General features: G+C 69.8%; 17 protein-coding genes. 3 read left to right on the top strand and 14 right to left on the bottom strand.

The annotated features are described in order from the left end of the window. The 8 genes from ACEN9J_RS24710 to ACEN9J_RS24675 all read right to left on the bottom strand — a co-directional run bounded on the left by ACEN9J_RS24710 (nucleotide 1) and on the right by ACEN9J_RS24675 (nucleotide 9,286). Entirely contained in the window at nucleotides 1–921 is a 921-nt protein-coding gene (locus ACEN9J_RS24710; RefSeq protein ID WP_413762312.1) for a DMT family transporter, read from the bottom strand. Between the two features lies 1 nt (nucleotide 922). Beyond that, nucleotides 923–1,900 carry an MBL fold metallo-hydrolase gene (locus ACEN9J_RS24705; protein ID WP_203202902.1) on the bottom strand — a complete coding sequence of 326 codons (978 nt, stop codon included), beginning with the start codon at nucleotides 1,898–1,900 and terminating at the stop codon, nucleotides 923–925. A gap of 32 nt (nucleotides 1,901–1,932) precedes the next feature. Beyond that, nucleotides 1,933–2,643 (bottom strand): ABC transporter ATP-binding protein, encoded by a 711-nt coding sequence (locus ACEN9J_RS24700; protein WP_413762311.1) that lies wholly within the window; start codon nucleotides 2,641–2,643, stop codon nucleotides 1,933–1,935. A gap of 20 nt (nucleotides 2,644–2,663) precedes the next feature. Continuing rightward, nucleotides 2,664–4,463, bottom strand: coding sequence for an ABC transporter permease subunit (locus ACEN9J_RS24695; RefSeq protein ID WP_413762310.1), 1,800 nt, complete (start codon nucleotides 4,461–4,463; stop codon nucleotides 2,664–2,666). Then, nucleotides 4,460–5,383 carry a branched-chain amino acid ABC transporter permease gene (locus tag ACEN9J_RS24690; protein ID WP_057590834.1) on the bottom strand — a complete coding sequence of 308 codons (924 nt, stop codon included), beginning with the start codon at nucleotides 5,381–5,383 and terminating at the stop codon, nucleotides 4,460–4,462. The genes ACEN9J_RS24695 and ACEN9J_RS24690 overlap by 4 nt, the downstream gene beginning before the upstream one ends. A 69-nt stretch (nucleotides 5,384–5,452) precedes the next feature. Then, nucleotides 5,453–6,652, bottom strand: a complete 1,200-nt coding sequence (locus tag ACEN9J_RS24685) for an ABC transporter substrate-binding protein (protein WP_057590833.1) — start codon at nucleotides 6,650–6,652, stop codon at nucleotides 5,453–5,455. A 52-nt stretch (nucleotides 6,653–6,704) separates the two neighbouring features. Continuing rightward, nucleotides 6,705–7,481: an SDR family NAD(P)-dependent oxidoreductase gene (locus ACEN9J_RS24680; protein WP_413762309.1), complete on the bottom strand. Its 777-nt coding sequence runs from the start codon at nucleotides 7,479–7,481 to the stop codon at nucleotides 6,705–6,707. 47 nt (nucleotides 7,482–7,528) lie between these two features. Continuing rightward, nucleotides 7,529–9,286, bottom strand: a complete 1,758-nt coding sequence (locus tag ACEN9J_RS24675; protein WP_261211500.1) for an FAD-dependent oxidoreductase — start codon at nucleotides 9,284–9,286, stop codon at nucleotides 7,529–7,531. A gap of 185 nt (nucleotides 9,287–9,471) precedes the next feature. Between ACEN9J_RS24675 and ACEN9J_RS24670 the strand changes: the two genes are divergently transcribed. Both ACEN9J_RS24670 and ACEN9J_RS24665 read left to right on the top strand, forming a co-directional pair. Further along, entirely contained in the window at nucleotides 9,472–10,278 is an 807-nt protein-coding gene (locus ACEN9J_RS24670; RefSeq protein WP_057590830.1) for an IclR family transcriptional regulator, read from the top strand. 574 nt (nucleotides 10,279–10,852) lie between these two features. Beyond that, nucleotides 10,853–11,803 carry a universal stress protein gene (locus ACEN9J_RS24665; protein WP_413762308.1) on the top strand — a complete coding sequence of 317 codons (951 nt, stop codon included), beginning with the start codon at nucleotides 10,853–10,855 and terminating at the stop codon, nucleotides 11,801–11,803. 12 nt (nucleotides 11,804–11,815) lie between these two features. On the opposite strand, the gene ACEN9J_RS24660 is transcribed toward ACEN9J_RS24665, so the two are convergent. Genes ACEN9J_RS24660 through ACEN9J_RS24635 form a run of 6 tightly spaced genes read right to left on the bottom strand, consistent with a single transcriptional unit; the run spans nucleotide 11,816 to nucleotide 16,410 of the window. Beyond that, the gene (locus ACEN9J_RS24660) at nucleotides 11,816–12,562 is read right to left on the bottom strand and encodes a lysophospholipid acyltransferase family protein (protein WP_413762307.1); all 747 of its coding nucleotides are present in this window, start codon (nucleotides 12,560–12,562) and stop codon (nucleotides 11,816–11,818) included. Between the two features lie 53 nt (nucleotides 12,563–12,615). Next, nucleotides 12,616–13,899 (bottom strand): dihydroorotase, encoded by a 1,284-nt coding sequence (locus ACEN9J_RS24655; RefSeq protein ID WP_413762306.1) that lies wholly within the window; start codon nucleotides 13,897–13,899, stop codon nucleotides 12,616–12,618. Then, complete coding sequence (locus tag ACEN9J_RS24650; protein ID WP_057590825.1) at nucleotides 13,896–14,858, bottom strand: aspartate carbamoyltransferase catalytic subunit; 963 nt, start codon at nucleotides 14,856–14,858, stop codon at nucleotides 13,896–13,898. The genes ACEN9J_RS24655 and ACEN9J_RS24650 overlap by 4 nt, the downstream gene beginning before the upstream one ends. Before the next feature lie 3 nt (nucleotides 14,859–14,861). Next, nucleotides 14,862–15,368, bottom strand: a complete 507-nt coding sequence (gene pyrR / locus ACEN9J_RS24645; protein WP_057590824.1) for a bifunctional pyr operon transcriptional regulator/uracil phosphoribosyltransferase PyrR — start codon at nucleotides 15,366–15,368, stop codon at nucleotides 14,862–14,864. Next, nucleotides 15,365–15,799, bottom strand: coding sequence for a Holliday junction resolvase RuvX (ruvX, locus tag ACEN9J_RS24640; protein ID WP_057590892.1), 435 nt, complete (start codon nucleotides 15,797–15,799; stop codon nucleotides 15,365–15,367). The genes pyrR and ruvX overlap by 4 nt, the downstream gene beginning before the upstream one ends. Before the next feature lie 11 nt (nucleotides 15,800–15,810). Next, nucleotides 15,811–16,410 carry a YqgE/AlgH family protein gene (locus tag ACEN9J_RS24635; RefSeq protein WP_413762305.1) on the bottom strand — a complete coding sequence of 200 codons (600 nt, stop codon included), beginning with the start codon at nucleotides 16,408–16,410 and terminating at the stop codon, nucleotides 15,811–15,813. On the opposite strand from ACEN9J_RS24635, the gene ACEN9J_RS24630 reads away from it, so the two are divergent. Beyond that, the gene (locus ACEN9J_RS24630; protein ID WP_413762304.1) at nucleotides 16,411–17,913 is read left to right on the top strand and encodes a cryptochrome/photolyase family protein; all 1,503 of its coding nucleotides are present in this window, start codon (nucleotides 16,411–16,413) and stop codon (nucleotides 17,911–17,913) included. Nucleotides 17,914–17,922: the final 9 nt, after the last annotated feature.

Raw genomic sequence — 17,922 nt, 5'->3', positions numbered from 1 at the left:
TCAGGAAGAGGACCTGGCCGGCCGCGTGCCGAGCCAGGTGCCGCCCATCACGGCGGCGAAGCCGAACAGGTGCCAGACGGTCAGCGTCTCGCCCAGCAGCAGCGCCGCGAAGCCGACGCCGAACACCGGCACCCAGTAGAGGAACACGGCGGTGCGCGCGATGCCGATGACGGAGATGGAGCGGTTCCAGATCAGGTTGCCGGCCGCGGTCGCGGCCACGCCCGAGAACAGCACCAGCACCCACGGCCACGCGCCCGGAAAGAGCTGGGCCGCGCCCAGCCGCGAAGGCCCGAGCGCGACATGCACGATCAGCATCGCGGTGCCGATCAGGTAGATGACCCAGCTCATCGACAGCGGATCGAGCTGCCGCGCGAGCCGCTGCACGCCGACGCCGCCGACCGCGAAGCTGATGACCGACAGCGCGAGCATCAGGTCGCCGAGGCCGGCATGCGAGAGCGTGGCGCCCGGATGGCTCAGCACCACGGCCGCCACGCCCGCGAAGCCCAGCGCCACGCCGAGCAGGCGGCGCGGCGTGAGCGGCTCGCGGAACACCAGCGCGGCCATCAGCGCCGACACCAGCGGGCTCAGCGCCATGATCAGCGCGCCGTTGGTGGCGGTGGAGCGCTGCAGCCCGTGCGCGAACAGGATCTGGTTGGCGTACACCATGAGGAAGGCGCAGCCGGCCATCGCGGCCAGCTGGCGCGCGCCGAGCAACGGCAGCCCGCCACGCCGCCACAGCACGACGGCGCTGAGCGCGACGCAGGCCACCGCCATGCGCAGCGCCGCCAGCGGCAACGCCTCGAAGGAGGCAGTGAGCGCCTTCACGGCCGAGACGTTGACGCCCCACAGCACCATGGCCAGCAGCATCCAGCCCTGCACCGAGGCCGGCGTGGCGACCGGCGCCGCCGCGCTGCGCTTCACCTCAGCTTTCCAGCGCGTTCCACATCTCGATGTCGCGCTCCGCGGTCCAGATGCGCGGATGCACGTGGCCCGTGGCCTCGTCGTAGGCGCGCGTCACGTCGAAGGGCATGCAGTGGTCGAAGATCACCCAGTGGCCATAGGTCGGGCGCAGCGCGGCCACGGTCTCCTTGTAGATGACGTTGAGCGTCTTGCCCTGCGCCACGCCGTTGTTGACCAGCGTGTAGACGTCGGAGATGAAGGCGCGCGTGGAGGCGATGGCCTTGCGCACGTCGGTGGCGTTCTCGAGCGCGGCGCCGCGGCCCGGCACCAGCTTCTCGAAGCCGAAGCCGGCCAGGCGGTCGAGCGTCGTGGGCCAGTCGCGGAAGTAGCAGTCGCCCGCGTAGGCGGTGCTCTGGTATTCGACCAGGTCGCCCGCGAAGCAGATCTTCTGGTCTTCCAGGTAGGCGATGGTGTCGCCCTTGGTGTGGCCGCGGCCGACCTGCGCGATCTTCACCTCGAGCTTCTTGCCGAGCCACACGCTCATGGTGCCGTCGAAGGTCATGGTGGGCCAGGTCAGGCCCGGCGGCACCGACTCGACGTTGCGGAACAGGCGCGGGAAGCGGCCGATCTCGCTGGCCTTGTCCTGCTCGCCGCGCTCGACGATGAGGTCGTAGGTGTCACGGCTGGCGATGATCTGCTCGGCGCCTTCCTTGAAATAGGCCGAGGCGCCGAGCACGCGCACCGCGTGGTAGTGCGACAGCAGCACGTACTTGATCGGCAGCGGCGTGACCTCGCGGATGCGGCGGATCACGTCCTGCGCCATCGCGGGCGTGGCCTGGGTGTCGACCACCATCACGGCCTCGTCGCCGATGAAGATGCCAGTGTTCGGGTCGCCCTCGGCCGTGTAGGCGTAGGCGTTCTCCGAGAGGCGCGTGAACGAGACCTTCTTCTCCTCGAGGTCGGCCTGGCTGGCGAATTTCTTGGTGGCGGGTGCGGTCATTGGTTTTCCTTGGGAAGGGTTGGACGTTGGGGTCAGTGCGTGCCGAGGTAGGCCGACTTCACCTTGGGGTTGTCGAGCAGCTCGCGGCCGGAGCCCTCGAGCGTGATGCAGCCGGTCTCGAGCACGTAGGCGCGGTCGGCCACGCCGAGTGCCTGCTTGGCCATCTGCTCCACCAGCAGGATGGTGAGGCCCGAGCTGCGTAGCTGGCGGATGGCATCGAAGATGTCCCGGATGATCAGCGGCGCGAGGCCCAGCGAGGGCTCGTCGAGCAGCAGCAGCCGCGGATCGCTCATGAGCGCGCGCGCGATCGCGAGCATCTGCTGCTCGCCGCCCGACAGGGTGCCCGCGGGCTGGTGCTGGCGTTCCTTCAGGCGCGGGAAGCGCGCGAACTCGCGCTCGATGCCGCGCTCGACGAAGGCCTTGTCGGCGCGGCGCGAGTAGGCGCCGAGCATCAGGTTCTCGCGCACGGTCTGGTCGGGGAACACGCCGCGGCCCTCGGGCGACAGCGCCACGCCCAGGCCCACGCGCTGGTGCGGCGGCACCTGCGTGCAGTCCTTGCCGTCGATCAGCACGCGGCCCTGGGCCACGGGCTCGAGGCCGACGATGCTCTTGAGCAGGGTGCTCTTGCCGGCGCCGTTGGCGCCGATGATGGTGACGACCTCGCCCGCGCGCACTTCGAGGCTCACGCCCTTGACGGCCTCGATGGCGCCGTAGGAGACCTTCACCGATTCGATCTTCAACATGATGGTGGGGGTCCTTTCGCTCAGGCGGGCTGCGGCTGCAGGCCGTGCGGCGCGCGATCGGCCTCGTCGTCGTCGACGCCCAGGTAGGCCTCGACCACGCGCGGATTGGCCTGCACCTCGGCCGGCCGGCCCTCGGCGATCTTGATGCCGTAGTCGAGCACGATGACGTGGTCCGAGATCGACATCACCAGGTCCATGTGGTGCTCGACCATCAGGATCGAGACGCCGCACTTGCCGATGCGCAGCAGCAGCTCGCCGAGCTCGGCGGTCTCCTGCGGATTGAGGCCGGCGGCCGGTTCGTCGAGCAGCAGCAATTGCGGCTCGGTGGCCAGCGCGCGCGCCAGCTCCACGCGCCGCTGCAGGCCGTAGGGCAGGCTGCCCGCGGGCCAGTGCGCGAGGTGGCCGAGGCCGACCAGGTCGAGCAGCTGCAGCGCGCGCTCGCGCGTCTCGCGCTCCTGCTTGCCGGCCGTGGGCCAGGCCACGAGCGAGGACAGGAAGCCGTTGCTCATGCGGCTGTGCCGGCCGAGCATCACGTTGTCGAGCACCGAGAGCTCGGCGAACAGCCGCAGGTTCTGGAAGGTGCGGCCCATGCCGAGGCAGCAGATGGTGTGCGCGGGCCGGCCCACGATGTTCTCGCCGAGGAAGCGGATCGCGCCGGCATCGGGCTGGATCACGCCCGTGAGCATGTTGATCATGGTGCTCTTGCCCGCGCCGTTGGGTCCGATCAGCGCATGGATGTGGCCGCGCTGCAGGCTGAACGACACGTCCTGCGCGGGCTTCACGCCGCCATAGGACTTGGTCACGCCCTGCACCACCAGCAGCTCGCCCTCGCCGCCGGGACCGATCTGCCCCGGCACGCCCTGGCCGCCGGCACCCTCGCCGCGGTGGCGCGAGCGGCTCACCCACTTGTCGACCAGCCCCACCACGCCGCCGGGCATCACGTAGAGCGCGAACAGCAGCAGGAAGCCGTAGAGGAAATGCTGCGCCGAGGGCCAGCGCGCGAGCAGCGCGTCGGTCAGCGTGAGCAGCACCGCGCCCACGATCGGTCCGTACATCGAGCCCGCGCCGCCGAACAGCACCAGCAGCAGGATGAAGATCGACAGGTGGAAGGTGATGAAGTCGGAGTTGATGTACTGGTTCTGCTGCGCCACCAGCGCGCCCGCGATGCCGCAGGTGACGGCCGCGACCACGAAGGCCATGACCTTGGCGCGGTAGACGCGCACGCCCACCGACGACGAGGCGATCTCGTCGGCCTGCAGCGACAGCAGCGCGCGGCCGAAGCGGCCCTGCAGCAGGTTGCGCAAGAGCAGGTGCAGCGCGGCGCTCAGCACGATGCCCAGCACCACCCATTGCGTGGTGTCGAGCGGCGCGCCGTTCCAGGTCAGCGGGCGGATGCCGTAGATGCCCTGCGCGCCGCCGAACACGTCGGTCCATTCGCCGACCAGCTTCTCGACCACGATGCCGAAGGCCAGCGTGACCATCGCGAGGTAGGGGCCCTTCACGCGCAGCGAGGGCAGCGCGATCAGCACGCCGCACAGGCCCGAGATCACGGCCGCGAGCAGCAGCGCGAGCCAGGGGTCCATGTCGGTGCGCGAGGTCAGGAGCGCAACGCCGTAGGCGCCGGCCGCGAACAGGCCGGCCTGGCCCAGCGACTTCTGCCCCGCGTAGCCCACCAGCACGTTCATGCCGGCCGCGCACAGGTAGTAGACGCACATCATGAAGGCGATGCGCAGGTAGTAGTCGTTGCCGAGCAGCGAGACGATGCCGATCAGCGCCGCGGCGACCGCCACCACGGCCAGGGGATGGACCAGGCGCTTCATACCTTCTCCACCGCGCGGCTGCCGAACAGGCCCGTGGGCCGAAAGGCCAGCACCAGGATCACGAGCGCGAACACCGCCACCTCGCGCCACTGCGCCTGCCAGAGATTGACCATCGACTCGAGCACGCCGAGCAGGAAGCCGCCGATGACGCAGCCGCGCGGATTGCTGAGGCCGCCGATCATCGCGCCCGAGAAGCCCTTGAGGCCGACCGTGAGCCCCATGAACAGCGAGGCCTGCGCGATCGGCGCGAGCAGGAAGCCCGACAGGCCCGCCAGCGCCGAGCTGACGACGAAGGCGCCGATCATCATGGCGTTGGTGTTGATGCCCATGAGGCTGGCCACGTTGCCGTTCTGCGCCACCGCGCGCATGGCCTTGCCGACCATGGTGCGGTTCATCACGCGGTCGAAGCCGAACATCACGACCACGGCCACGCCCAGGGTCAGCAGCTCCTGCGGCCGCACGCCGACGCCGAACATGCGGATCACGGTGTCGCCCACGGGCGCGGGCACCACCACCGGCTTCGGGCCCCAGATCGCGAGCCCCACGCTCTGCAGGATCACGCCGAAACCCAGCGTGCTCATCACCCAGGCCATGCCCGGGCGGCCCGCGAACGGACGCACGCCGAGCACGTAGAGCAGCCAGCCCAGCAGGCCCATCACGCCGAGCGCCGCCAGCAGCGCGAACAGCTGCGCGCCGGCGCCGGGCACGGCGTCGCCGAAGGTGGTGGAGGCCAGCGGCTTGCCCAGGACCAGGAACAGGGCGCTCATGCCGATGAAGGCGCCGGCCGAGACGAACTCGCCGTGCGAGAAGTTCAGCGTCTTGGTGGTCGTGAACGTGATGCTGAATCCCAGTGCCACCAGCGCATAGGCACCGCCGACGGCGAGCCCGCTGATGAGCGCCTGCAGGAGCGCTTCAACCATGTGTGTATCTCCGTTGCGAGGCGAGGCCGGGCGCCGCGCGGGCGCGTCGGCCTCGCTTCTTTTTTGCTCTTACTGCTTGAAGTCGGCCGGCTTCAGGCCCTGGATCAGCGCGTCGCTGTAGGGCAGCAGCTTGCCGTCCTTCCAGCGGATCCAGACCAGGTCCTTGGCGGTCAGCGCCTCGTGGTTGGTCTTGCTGAAGGGCTTCTCGTAGGTCTTGAGCACGCCCTGCACCGGGGTCTTGAGGTCTTCCAGCGCGGCGCGCACGGCGGCGCCGTCGGTGCCGTTGGCCTGCTTCATCGCCTGCGCCAGCAGCAGCACCGAGTCGTAGCCGTGCAGCGCGAACGAGAACGAACCCGGTGCCTTGAGCTTGCTGCCGATGCGGTCGAAGAGCTTCTGCTGCGCGGGCGTGCGGGTCTCGCTCACGGTGCGCATGAAGATCGGCTTCTCGGCCAGCGCCTTGCCGGCCGCGTCGTAGAAGGTGATGTTGTCGGCGGCCCAGGAGGTCAGCGTCAGCGGGAAGTAGTTGATCTTCTCCATGCTGCGCACCAGCTGCGCGATCGGCGTGCCCTGCGCCCACACCACCACGGTGTCGACGTTGGCGGCCTTCATCTTCGACAGCTGCGAGGTCATGTCGGTGTCGCCGACGCCGAAGCGCTCGGTGGCCGCGATCTTGATGTCCTGCAGCTTGGCGATCTCCTCCATGTCCTTGAGGCCGCCCTGGCCGTAGCCGGTGGTCTCGGCCATCAGGCCCACCACCTTCGAGGCGGCGGTGTTCTTCTTCACGTAGGCCATCAGCGCGGCGACCTGCTCGCGGTCGACCATCGAGACGCGGAACATGTAGTTGTCGGCGCCCGCGCTCATCGGCTTGGTGATGTCGGTGCCCGAGCCCACGTTGCCCAGCACCGGGATCTTCTTCTGGTTGGCGATGTGCTTCCACGCCATGGCGTTGCCCGAGTTGGTCGGGCCGAACACCGCCACCACCTTCTCGTTGTCGATCAGGTCGCTCATGTTCTGGATCGACTTGGGCGGCGCCGACACGTCGTCGCGCGTGACCAGCGTGAACTTGCGGCCGAGCACGCCGCCGGCGGCGTTGAGGTCGGCGATCGCGGCCTCCATGCCGAGCACCGCGGCCTGGCCGCTCTGCGCCGAGGGCGAGGCCGAGAGGTCGCCGTTGTAGCCGAGCTTGATGTCCTGCGCCGAGGCGCCGGCGGCGAAGGCGCAGAAGGCGGCGCTCGCGAGCAGGGTCTTGTACAGACGGAAGGTCTTCATTCTTTGTCTCCTGGAGGATTGACGGTCGGGAAAGCGAAAAGCGAAGGCGGGCTCAGACCGCGAGGAAGCCGCCGTCCACCGGCAGGGTGACGCCGGTGACGTAGCGCGACATGTCGCTCGCGAGGAAGATCACCGGGCCCACGAGGTCCTCGGTCTGGCCGACGCGGCCCATCGGGATGCGCGTCATGAAGGACTCGAGGCGCTGCGGGTTCTCGCGCGTGGCGGCGGTCATCGGCGTCTCGATCACGCCGGGCGCGAGCGCGTTGACGCGCACGCCGAAGGGCGCGAGCTCCTGCGCGAGCGACTGGGTGAACATCTTGATCGCGCCCTTGGAGGGCGAATAGCCGAGGCTCGCGCCCTGCCCCGCGTAGGCGGCGATGGAAGCGATGTTGATCACCGCGCCCTTCGTGGCCTTGATCGCGCCGAGCCAGGCGTGGGTGACGTTGAAGGTGCCGTGCACGTTGACGTCGAGCGTCTTCTTCCAGTTGGCCGCGGCGTTGGGGCTGGCGGTGCCTTCGCGGATGATGATGCCGGCGTTGTTCACCAGCAGGTCGATGGCGCCGATCTCCTCGCCCACGCGCAACGCGAGCGCATGGCAGGCCTCGGGCGAGGTCACGTCGAGCACGAAGGACCAGGCCTGGCCGCCTTCGTCGCGCACCAGTTGCGCGGTCTCGCTCACGGTGGCCTCGTTCATGTCGGTGACGACGACGCGCGCGCCGGCCTGCGCCAGGCCCAGCGCGAGCGCGCGGCCGTTGCCCTGGCCGGCGCCGGTGATCAGCGCGAGGCGGCCTTCGAGCAGGCGCGGCGCGACGTGGGGAGGAAAGGCCATCGGGAAGGTTCCTTCTGTGATGAATGCGTGGTTGAAGGGAAGAGGACTCAGGCGGTGCGGCGCACGGGCACTGCTTCGCGTTGCTCCACCTGCAGCGTGGCGGCCGCCGTGGCGCCCTGCGCCACCTGCAGGCCCGCGACGTAGCCGAAGGTCAGTGCCGGGCCGAGCGTGATGCCGGCGCCCGGGTAGTTGCCGCCCATCACGCTGGCCGCGTCGTTGCCGACCGCGTAGAGGCCCTTGATCGGCTGGCGGTTGGCGTCGAGCACGCGGGTCTTCTCGTCGACCACCAGGCCGGCGAAGGTGCCGATGTCGCCGATCACCAGCTTGATCGCGTAGTAGGGGCCGTGCTCCAGCGGCGCCACGCAGGGATTGGGCGTGACGTTGGCGTCGCCCTGGTAGCGGTTGTAGGCCTTGCTGCCCTTGCCGAACAGCGGGTCGTCGCCGGTGCGCGCGCCGTCGTTGAATTCCTTCACCGTGGCCTCGAGCACCTCGGGCGCGATGCCGATCTGCTTCGCGAGCTCGCCGACGCTGGCGCCGTGCTTCAGGTAGCCGCTCTTGAGGTGCCGGCCGATCGGCAGCGGCGCCGGTGCCACGCAGCCCAGGCCGTAGTCGCGCAAGGCCTTGTGGTCGCACAGCAGCCAGGCCGTGACCTCGGGCTCGCCGGCGCAGGCCTTGACCATGGCCTGCACGAAGTCGTGGTACGAGTTGCCTTCGTTGGCGAAGCGCCGGCCCTTGGGCGTGACCGCGATCACGCCGGGCTTGGCGCGGTCGATGAAGTGGGGCATCACGCCCTTGGTGCCGTCGGGGCGCGTGGTGACCGATGCGGGCACCCAGGCCGCCGCGTGCGGAATGGTGCCGTCGACGCGGCCGCCCACGGCTTCGGCCAGGCGCAGGCCGTCGCCGGTGTTGGTGGAAGGCGATGGCGAGTAGTGCTCCTTGCCGGTGGGCGCATGCGGAAACAGTTGCTTGCGGCGCTCCACGTCATAAGGAAAACCACCGCAGGCCAGCACCACGCCGCGCTTGGCCACCACGCGCATGCTCTTGCCTTCGTGCTGCACCACCGCGCCGGAAACGCCGTCGTACTCGACCACGAGTTTCTTCACGGGCGACGACAGCCACACGGGAATGTCCAGGTCCATCGCGGCCTTGGCCAGCCGGCCGGCCAGCGCATTGCCGTTGGTCAGCGTCATGCCGCGCCCGTGGCCCAGCACGTCGAGGAAGTGGCGGGTCAGCCGCTTGGTCACGTACCAGAACGAGGTCGGCGACTTGAAGGCCCGCATGAAGTGTTTGATCTCGGGGCCCGAGCCCAACATCATCCCGAACACGGTGAGCTCGGGCAGCGGCGGCGCCAGCAGCTTCACGCGCTTGCCGAGTTCGCGGCCATCGAACGGCCGCGTGACCATCGAGCGGCCGCCCTGCTGGCCGCCGGGCGCTTCGGCGTGGTAGTCGGGAAACACCGCCGGCATGTCGAACTGCACGCAGGTGTTGCGCGTGAAGAAGTCGATCGCCTTCGGGCCCATCTCGAGGAAGGCGCTCACGCGCGCCGCGTCGAAGTGGGTGGTGGTCTCGTGCTTCATGTACTCGAGCGCGGCGCCCGCCGGCTCGTGGATGCCCTGCTCCGTGGCCAGGCGCGTGCCCGGGATCCACAGCCAGCCGCCCGAGCGCGCGGTGGTGCCGCCGAAGCGCGGCTCCTTCTCGACCACCAGCACCTTCAAACCCTGCGACGCCGCGGTGATCGCGGTCGCCATGCCCGAGGCGCCGCTGCCGACGACGAGCACATCGCATTCCAACGTGTTCTGTTCCATCTCTGCCTGTCTGCCTTGTTTCTGTAGGACTTAAGTTGCGGCGGAGTGTAGGCAGCGATGTTGATATGGTCAAGTCGTTTAGTTACTATCAGATGATCAGTCATCGTCGATTGATCACGACAATATCAGTAGAAACCCTGATGGCTATACTCGCCCCCACTCTCAACCCCCACGCCGGGCGCCCCATGGAAAAGCCGAGACGTGGCATCCAATCCGTCGAAATAGGAACCCAGTTGCTCGTCGCCCTCGGGCGGCATGTCGCGCCCATGGCCTTGCGCGACCTCGGCAAGGCCGCCGGCGTGCCGGTGGGCAAGGCCCATCCGTACCTCGTGAGCTTTCTCAAGGTCGGCTTCGTGGTGCAGGACAGCGCGGGCCGCTACGAGCTGGGCCCGCTGGCGCTGCAGCTCGGGCTGGCCAAGCTGCAGCGGCTCGACCCGATCAAGGAGGCCTCGCCGCTGATCGAGGCGCTGGCCTCGGAAACCGAGCAGAGCATCGCGGTCGCGGTCTGGGGCAACTTCGGGCCGACCGTGGTGCGGCTCGAGGAACCGATCCATCCGCTGCACGTGAACCTGCGCACCGGCACCGTGATGTCGCTGGCCTACACGGCCACGGGCCGGCTGTTCGCGGCCTACCTGCCGCCCAAGGTGGTCGAGAAGATGATGGTGGACGACCTCGCGCGCCTGCGCGGCCCGGCCGGCGGCCGCGGCACCGAGGAGCTGTCGCAGTCGCAGCTCGAGGCGCTGCTGGTGGAGACGCGCATGCACGGCATGTCGCGCACCTTGGGCCAGCCGATCCCGGGCATCGACGCCTTCTGCGCGCCGGTGTTCGACTCCACGCACAACATCGTGCTGGGCATCACCGCGATGGGTCCCGAGGCCACCTTCGACAGCGACTGGGAAGGCCGCGTGGCGGTGCCGCTGCGCGCCTGCGCGCTCGAGATCTCGCGCCGGCTCGGCTACGTGCCGGCCGAGAGCAGCGTCTCCCGCGGCTGAGGCTGTAGGCACCTGCCCACGCACGGTGCATCGGTTCTCTTGCAATGCGCGGCCCTCGCCGCGTGTGAATCTGCAAGCCATTCACTACACAGGAGAACCTTCATGAAAAGCCTCATCCTCTGGGCCTGCGGCGTGCCGATCACCGTGATCATCGGCCTCAAGATCTTCGGGATCCTCTGACGCGCGCTCGCCTTTTTCCGTTTGCTCTTCCTCTACTCCTCCGGTGCCTCGCGCACCGATGCGCGTCCCTCGGGGCGCGCTTTTTTTTGATGAGGATGCACCCTTCAATCCGGCAAGGGCCGTGCGGGTACTGAACGGGCTTTGCTCGCATTCGGCCTAGACTCCGCCGCATGCATGCTCACCCGTCGCTCCACGCCGCGCCGCCCCGTATCGGCGGCTGCGCCCCGGCGTGCGCATGGATGACGGCAGCGACCCCGCAAACGCTCGCACATTCCTGAGCCCGGCGGTCCACCTCTTTCTCTTCACCTTCAACGCAACTCATCGACCGCCGGGCCCTTGCCCAGCGTGACTGCGCTCCCATCACATCGAGGGGGCGCTTCGAATGGAGTGCGTCATGCATCAACCCCAGGCTCAGCGGGAGCACGTGCGTCCCGGCGGCGATACCGCATCCGGCACGCCTTTCTTCCAATCCATCCTCGCCGTCACCGACCTGTCGGCACGCAGCCTGCACGCGGTCGAACGCGCCGCCCGGCTCGCGGCCGACCATGGCGCGCTGCTCAAGCTCATGTACGCGCCCGCGAACCTCGCACCGCTCGCGCATGCCGAGGCGGCCACCGCGCTCGCGGGCCTGGCCCGGGCCATGGGCGCGCGCTTCGGCGTGCTGGTCAAGCAGGTGGCGGCGGCGGGCGGCGGCCTCGCGCAGATCGTGGACGAGGCGCGCCACGCCGACCTCGTGGTGCTGCGGCACGAGCGCGACCGTTCGCCCGGCGCCTTCTTCGCGGGCCAGCCCGTGGAGCGCCTGCTGCGGCAGCTGCGCTGCCCGGTGCTGGTGACGCGGCTGGCCACGCGGCAACGCTACGGCCGCATCCTGGTGGCGGTGGACTTCACGCCCGCGTCGCGCGCGCTCGTGAGCCTGGCCCATGGCCTCGACGCCGACGCTTCGCTGGAGCTGTTCCACGCACTCAACACGCTGCACGAAAGCAGGCTGCGCTATGCCGAGGTCTCGGACCACGCCATCCGGACCTACCGCCACGACTGCCAGCGGCAGGCGCGCGAACGGCTGCTCTCGCTGACCGATTCGTCGAGCGCGCGGCGCAACCGCGTGCTGTCGACCCTCGGCCGCGGCGACCCGGCGCGGCAGGCCACGGTGCAGCAGCAGCACGCGCGCGCCGAGCTGCTCGTGGTCGGCAAGCGCCGCGCCCATGCGCTGGCCGATTTCCTCCTCGGCAGCATCGCGCAGCGCGTGCTGTGCTGGGCCACGGCCGACGTGCTGGTGGTGCCCGGCGAGCGGCGCGAAGACGCCCCGCCGGTCGTGGTTTCGCGCAAGCTGCGCGAGGCCCGCTGACGGAAGACCCGCTCAGTGCGTGTCGCGACGCAGCTGCTGCACGTCCTCGTGCAGCGTCTGCGCCCAGGTGCGGCGCTCGCGGCTGTACGAGGACTGCGGCTCGCCGAAGCGCACGATGGCCAGGAGCGGCGGCGCGCGCAGCGTGTTCCACAGCGAGGTGGCGAGGTTGTCGTCGTCGATGTAGCGCGGCGCCTGGCTGGTCTCGCCGGTGGCGGCATCGGCGAAGCGCAGCGCGGCCGGCACCACGGGCGCGCCCGAGGAGATCGCGGCCTGCAGCAGATTGGCATGAAAAGGCAGCAGGCCGCGGCCGTCGCTGGTGGTGCCCTCGGGGAACACCGCGATCATGTCGCCGTTGCGCAGCGCGTCGGTCATGTGGTGCACCACGCGCAGCGCGTCGCGGCGGCGTTCGCGCTCGATGTAGAGCGTACCGGCGCCGCTCGACAGCGTGCCGATCAGCGGCCAGTGCTTGACGTCGGATTTCGACACGAAGCGCACGTGGCGCGCCGCGTGGATCACCGTGATGTCGAGCCACGAGAGGTGGTTGCAGATCAGCAGCACCGGCCCGTGCGCGGGCGGCGTGCCCTGCACGCGCAGGGTGATGCCCATGATCTCGAGCATGCGCGCGGCCCAGGCCTGCACGCGCGCGTTGCGCTCGGCTTGCGACAGGCTCGGGAAAGTGAAGCGGATGGTCCACCAGCCGCCGACCGCATGCGCGATCGCATGCAGCAGCCGGCGCAGTGCCTTGAGTGAATGCAGCATCGGCCCGACCGCCTTCTTCCTGTTGTTGTCGTCGTCGCGCGCCGTGAGGCGGCTCAGCCGTGCACCACGCGCCCGGCCACGAGGGTGTGGCGCACGCGGCCCTGCATGGCGTAGCCGCCGAAGGGCGTGTACTTGCCCTGGCTGCGCAGCGCCTCGGGCGTGACCTGCCATTCGAGGGACGGATCGAAGACGCACAGGTCGGCCGGACCGCCGACGGCGATGCGGCCGATGCCGGCGCAGGCTTCGGTCGCGGGCAGCAGCCGCGCGGGCGCGCTCGTGATCGCCTCGAGCGCGCGCGCAAGGCCCGCGCCGCTGCGCTCGCCCCATTGCAGCGCCAGCGGCAGCAGCAGCTCGAGCCCGGTGGCGCCGGGCTCGCTCTCGGCGAACGGCAGGTTCTTGGCATCGGCCTCGACCGGCGTGTGGTCGGACACCAGCGCGTCGATGGTGCCGTCGGCCAGCGCGGCCGAGAGCGCGTCGCGGTCGCCCTGCTGGCGCAGCGGCGGGCTCAGGCGCGCGCGGCTGTCGAAGTAGCCGATGTCGGTGTCGGCCAGGTGCAGCGAATTGATGCTGACGTCGCAGCTCAGCGGCAGGCCCTCGGCCTTGGCGGCGCGCACCAGCGCGAGCCCGGCGGCGCTCGAGAGGCGGCACAGGTGCACGCGCGCCTTCGTGCTGCGCATCAGCTCGACGATGGTGAAGATGGCGATGGTCTCGGCCGCCACCGGCACGCCCGAGAGGCCGAGCCGGGTGGCGAGCGCGCCGCTGGCGGCCACGCCCTTGCCGAGGTCGCGGTCCTGCGGGCGCAGCCACACGGTGTAGCCGAAGGTGCTCGCATAGAGCATCGCGCGCTGCAGCACCTGGGTGTCGGCCAGCGGCACATCGGCCTGGCTGAAGCCCACGCAGCCGCGCTCGGTGAGCTCGGCCATCTCGGTCAGCACGCCGCCGGCCAGGCCGCGCGTGAGCGCGCCGAGCGGGAACAGGCGCGCGCCCGGCAGCTTGCCGGCGCGGAAGGTCAGCATCTCGACCAGGCCGGGCTCGTCGAGCACGGGGTCGGTGTCGGGCGGGCACACCAGGCTGGTGACGCCGCCGGCCACGGCCGCGGCCATCTCGCTGCCGAGCATGCCTTCGTGCTCGTAGCCGGGCTCGCGCAGCCGCGCGGCGAGGTCGACCAGGCCGGGCGCGACGATGCAGCCCGCGGCGTCGATGGTGCGCTCGGCGGTGAAGCCCGCGGGAATGGCGCCGATGCCGACGATGCGGCCGTCGGCGATGGCGATGTCGGCCTGCTTGTCGGTGCCCGAGGCGGGGTCGACCACGCGGCCGTTGGAGATCAGTATGTTCATGCTTCGTTACCTGCGACGATGCTCATCACGGCCATCCGCACGGCGATGCCGAAAGTGACCTGCGGGAGGATGACGCTCTGGCGGCCGTCGACCACGGCCGAGTCGATCTCGACGCCGCGGTTGATCGGGCCCGGGTGCATCACGATGGCGTCGGGCTTCGCGAGCTGCAGCTTCTCGGGCGTGAGGCCGTAGGTCTTGAAGAACTCCTGCGACGAGGGCAGCAGCGCGCCGCTCATGCGCTCGTTCTGCAGCCGCAGCATGATGACCACGTCGCAGTCCTTGATGCCCTCCTCGAGCGTGTGGCACACGCGCACGCCCATGCCGGCCATGTCGCCGGGCACCAGGGTCTTGGGGCCGACCACGCGCACCTCGGCGCAGCCCAGCGTGGTGAGCGCGTGGATGTCGGAGCGCGCCACGCGCGAATGCAGCACGTCGCCGACGATCGCCACCGTGAGGTTGGCGAAGTCCTTCTTGTAGTGGCGGATGGTGTACATGTCGAGCAGCCCCTGCGTCGGGTGCGCGTGGCGGCCGTCGCCGGCATTCACCACGTGCACGTGCGGCGCGACGTGCTGCGCGATCAGGTAGGGCGCGCCCGACTCGCTGTGGCGCACCACGAACAGGTCGGCCGCCATCGCGCTGAGGTTGGCGATGGTGTCGAGCAGCGACTCGCCCTTGCTCGCCGAGGAGCGCGCGATGTCGAGGTTGATGACGTCGGCCGACAGCCGCTTGGCCGCGATCTCGAAGGTGGTGCGGGTGCGCGTGCTGTTCTCGAAGAACAGGTTGAACACGCTCTTGCCGCGCAGGAGCGGCACCTTCTTCACCTCGCGGTCGCTCACGCTCGTGAAGTTGGCGGCGGTGTCGAGGATGTGGGTGAGGATGTCCCTGGGCAGGCCCTCGATCGACAGCAGGTGGATGAGCTCGCCGTTCTTGTTGAGCTGGGGATTGCGCTTGTAGAGCATGGCTTACTTGCTTTCCTCGACCTGGAGGCTGAAGGCGCCGTCGTCGGCACGCGCCAGCGCCAGCGACTGCGAATGGGGCAGCGCGAGCGTGGTGGCGGCGAAGTCGGCCGCCACCGGCAGCTCGCGCCCGCCGCGGTCGACCAGCACGGCCAGGCGCACGCAGCCCGGGCGGCCGAAGTCGAACAGCTCGTTGAGCACGGCGCGGATGGTGCGGCCGGTGTAGAGCACGTCGTCGAGCAGCAGCACATCGGCGCCGTTGACGTCGAAGGGCAGCGCGGTCTGCGCGCTGGCCGAGAGGCCGCGGCGCGCGAAGTCGTCGCGGTGCATGGCCGAGGAGATCACGCCGGGCGCGCCGGCCAGGCCCAGGTCCTTCTGCAGCCGCTCGACCAGCCAGGCGCCGCCCGAGGTGACGCCCACCAGCCGGGTGTCGGGGCGCAGCAGCGCGCGGACGCCGGCCAGCAGTTGCGTGTAGAGCGCCTCGGCGTCGGGAATGGCGGGGGTGGAACTCACGGAAGACTCCTCAAGAATTGCTCCAGGATGATGCAGGCCGAGGCGGCATCGGCATCGCGCGCGCCCTGGGAGAGCGCCTCGGTGGTGCTGTAGCGCTCGTCGACCTCGAACACCTGCAGGTTGAAACGGCCGCGCAGCTGGCGCGCGAACTTCTGCGCGCGCCGGGTGTTCTCGTGCGCGGCGCCGTCGGGATGGAAGGGCACGCCCACCACCAGCGCGTCGGGCTGCCACTCGCGGATGCGCGCCTCGACCTGGGCGAAGCGGGCATCGGCGCCCTCGGCCTTGATGGTGGCCTGCGGCGTGGCGCCGCGCAGCAGCCGGTTGCCGCTCGCCACGCCGGTGCGCTTCTGGCCGAAATCGAAGGCCAGGAAGCTCTGGAAATGGGCGGGAACGGGAGGGGGAACGGGGCTGGAAGCTGGCGCGTCGGGCATGGCCGTGGCGTTCACGCATGCCCCGCGTCGGGCGAGAGCTTCCAGGCCTCCAGGCCCAGCAGCAGCAGCGCCTTGTCGTAGCGCTGGTCGATCGGGGTGTCGAAGATCACGGCCGGGTCGGCGCCGCCCGTGAGCCAGCTGTTCTCGGCCAGTTCGGACTCGAGCTGGCCCTCGCCCCAGGCCGCGTAGCCCAGCGAGACCAGCACCTTGCGCGGGCCGGCGCCGGTGGCCAGGGCCTCGAGCACGTCCTTCGAGGTGGTCATCTCGAGGCCGCCGGGGATGGTCATGGTCGAGGCGTAGACCGATTCCTCGGGTTTCTCGGACTCGGTGAAGACCGGCTCGTGCAGCACGAAGCCGCGCTCGGTCTGCATCGGGCCGCCCTGGAACACCGGGGCCTCGCCGATCTCGGGGCGCGCGAGGTGCAGCTCGATCTTCTCGAACAGCACCTTGAGGTTGATGTCGCTGGGTTTGTTGATGACCAGGCCCAGGGCGCCGCGCTCGCTGTGCTCGCACAGGTAGACGACGCTGCGGTTGAAGGTCTTGTCTTCCAGGCCCGGCATCGCTATCAAAAAGTGATGCGTCAGGTTCATCGGGGCAGAATCGGAAGCCATATGCCTCCGATTTTACTGGCCGTCGACAAGACCTACCCCAAAGGGCTCATGTGGTTCCGCCGCGACCTGCGCGTGGACGACAACGCGGCCCTCTACCACGCCCTGCGAAGCTGCCGCCAGGTGGTCTGCGTGTTCGTGTTCGACAGCACGATCCTCGACCCCCTGCCGCGGGTCGACCGGCGGGTGGAATTCATCCGCGAATCGCTGCTGGAGCTCGACGAGGAACTGCGCGCGCTCGGCGGCGGGCTGATCGTGCGGCATGCGGCGGCGGCCGAGGAGATTCCGGCGCTGGCGCGCGCGCTCGAGGTGCAGGCGGTGTTCGCCAACCGCGACGACGAGCCCGAGGCGCTGGCGCGCGACGCCGGCGTGTTCGGCGCGCTGGCCAACGCGGGCGTGAGCTTCCACACCCACAAGGACTCGACGATCTTCGAGCGCGACGAGCTGATGACCAAGACCGGCCAGCCCTACACGGTCTTCACGCCCTACAAGCGGGCCTGGCTGGCCAAGGTCGACGACTTCTTCCTCAAGTCCTACCCGAGCCGCGGCCATGCCGACGCCCTGGCGCCGCCGCCCGAGGGCTGGCGCGCGCCCGTGCCCTCGCTCGAGGCGCTGGGCTTCGCCAAGAGCAACCTCGGCACGCTCGAAATACCGACCGGCACGCGCGGCGCGGCGATCCTGTTCGAGGACTTCTTCGAGCGCATCGACCGCTACGAGGCGGCGCGCAACTATCCGGCGGTGCGCGGGCCCAGCTACCTGGGCGTGCACCTGCGCTTCGGCACGGTGTCGATCCGGCAGGTGGCGGGCGTGGCGCGCCAGCTCTCGCTGCAAGGCGACGCGGGCGCCGCAACCTGGCTCAGCGAGCTGATCTGGCGCGACTTCTACTTCCAGATCCTGGCCCACTTCCCGCACGTGCACGAGAAGGGCGAGTCGAAGAGCTTCCGCCCCGAGTACGACCGGATCCAGTGGCACCACGGCAAGCATGCCGACCAGCTGTTCGAGGCCTGGTGCCAGGGCCGCACCGGCTATCCGCTGGTCGACGCGGCCATGCTGCAGATCAACCAGAGCGGCTACATGCACAACCGGCTGCGCATGGTGGTGGCGAGCTTCCTGTGCAAGGACCTGGGACTCGACTGGCGCCGCGGCGAGGCCTACTTCGCGCTGCACCTCAACGACTTCGAGCTGGCCTCGAACAACGGCGGCTGGCAATGGGCCAGCTCGAGCGGCTGCGACGCACAGCCCTATTTCCGCATCTTCAACCCGGTGACGCAGAGCGAGCGCTTCGACCCCGACGGCAAGTTCATCCGGCGCTACCTGCCGCAGCTCGCGGGGCTGTCGAACGGCGCGATCCATGCGCCATGGACCGCGACGCCGGTGGAACTCGAGGCCGCCGGCGTGAAGCTCGGCGAGAACTACCCGGTGCCGGTGGTCGACCATGCCGAGGCGCGCGAGCGCACGCTGCAGCGCTACGCGGTGGCGCGCAGCAAGACGCTGGCGAAGAAGTAGCGCCGGCAG

This window comes from Variovorax sp. Varisp41 (genome assembly GCF_047325085.1).
Lineage (GTDB): Bacteria > Pseudomonadota > Gammaproteobacteria > Burkholderiales > Burkholderiaceae_C > Variovorax.
Note: the sequence above shows the minus strand (reverse complement) of the source record. Positions and strands in the feature narration are given on the sequence as shown.

What these genes read in the sequence shown, in the direction of transcription:
- ACEN9J_RS24705 (WP_203202902.1), bottom strand. Translation starts at nt 1,900, where the DNA reads ATGACCGCACCCGCCACCAAGAAATTCGCCAGCCAGGCCGACCTCGAG.
- ACEN9J_RS24700 (WP_413762311.1), bottom strand. Translation starts at nt 2,643, where the DNA reads ATGTTGAAGATCGAATCGGTGAAGGTCTCCTACGGCGCCATCGAGGCC.
- ACEN9J_RS24695 (WP_413762310.1), bottom strand. Translation starts at nt 4,463, where the DNA reads ATGAAGCGCCTGGTCCATCCCCTGGCCGTGGTGGCGGTCGCCGCGGCG.
- ACEN9J_RS24690 (WP_057590834.1), bottom strand. Translation starts at nt 5,383, where the DNA reads ATGGTTGAAGCGCTCCTGCAGGCGCTCATCAGCGGGCTCGCCGTCGGC.
- ACEN9J_RS24685 (WP_057590833.1), bottom strand. Translation starts at nt 6,652, where the DNA reads ATGAAGACCTTCCGTCTGTACAAGACCCTGCTCGCGAGCGCCGCCTTC.
- ACEN9J_RS24680 (WP_413762309.1), bottom strand. Translation starts at nt 7,481, where the DNA reads ATGGCCTTTCCTCCCCACGTCGCGCCGCGCCTGCTCGAAGGCCGCCTC.
- ACEN9J_RS24675 (WP_261211500.1), bottom strand. Translation starts at nt 9,286, where the DNA reads ATGGAACAGAACACGTTGGAATGCGATGTGCTCGTCGTCGGCAGCGGC.
- ACEN9J_RS24670 (WP_057590830.1), top strand. Translation starts at nt 9,472, where the DNA reads ATGGAAAAGCCGAGACGTGGCATCCAATCCGTCGAAATAGGAACCCAG.
- ACEN9J_RS24665 (WP_413762308.1), top strand. Translation starts at nt 10,853, where the DNA reads ATGCATCAACCCCAGGCTCAGCGGGAGCACGTGCGTCCCGGCGGCGAT.
- ACEN9J_RS24660 (WP_413762307.1), bottom strand. Translation starts at nt 12,562, where the DNA reads ATGCTGCATTCACTCAAGGCACTGCGCCGGCTGCTGCATGCGATCGCG.
- ACEN9J_RS24655 (WP_413762306.1), bottom strand. Translation starts at nt 13,899, where the DNA reads ATGAACATACTGATCTCCAACGGCCGCGTGGTCGACCCCGCCTCGGGC.
- ACEN9J_RS24650 (WP_057590825.1), bottom strand. Translation starts at nt 14,858, where the DNA reads ATGCTCTACAAGCGCAATCCCCAGCTCAACAAGAACGGCGAGCTCATC.
- ruvX (WP_057590892.1), bottom strand. Translation starts at nt 15,799, where the DNA reads ATGCCCGACGCGCCAGCTTCCAGCCCCGTTCCCCCTCCCGTTCCCGCC.
- ACEN9J_RS24635 (WP_413762305.1), bottom strand. Translation starts at nt 16,410, where the DNA reads ATGGCTTCCGATTCTGCCCCGATGAACCTGACGCATCACTTTTTGATA.
- ACEN9J_RS24630 (WP_413762304.1), top strand. Translation starts at nt 16,411, where the DNA reads ATGCCTCCGATTTTACTGGCCGTCGACAAGACCTACCCCAAAGGGCTC.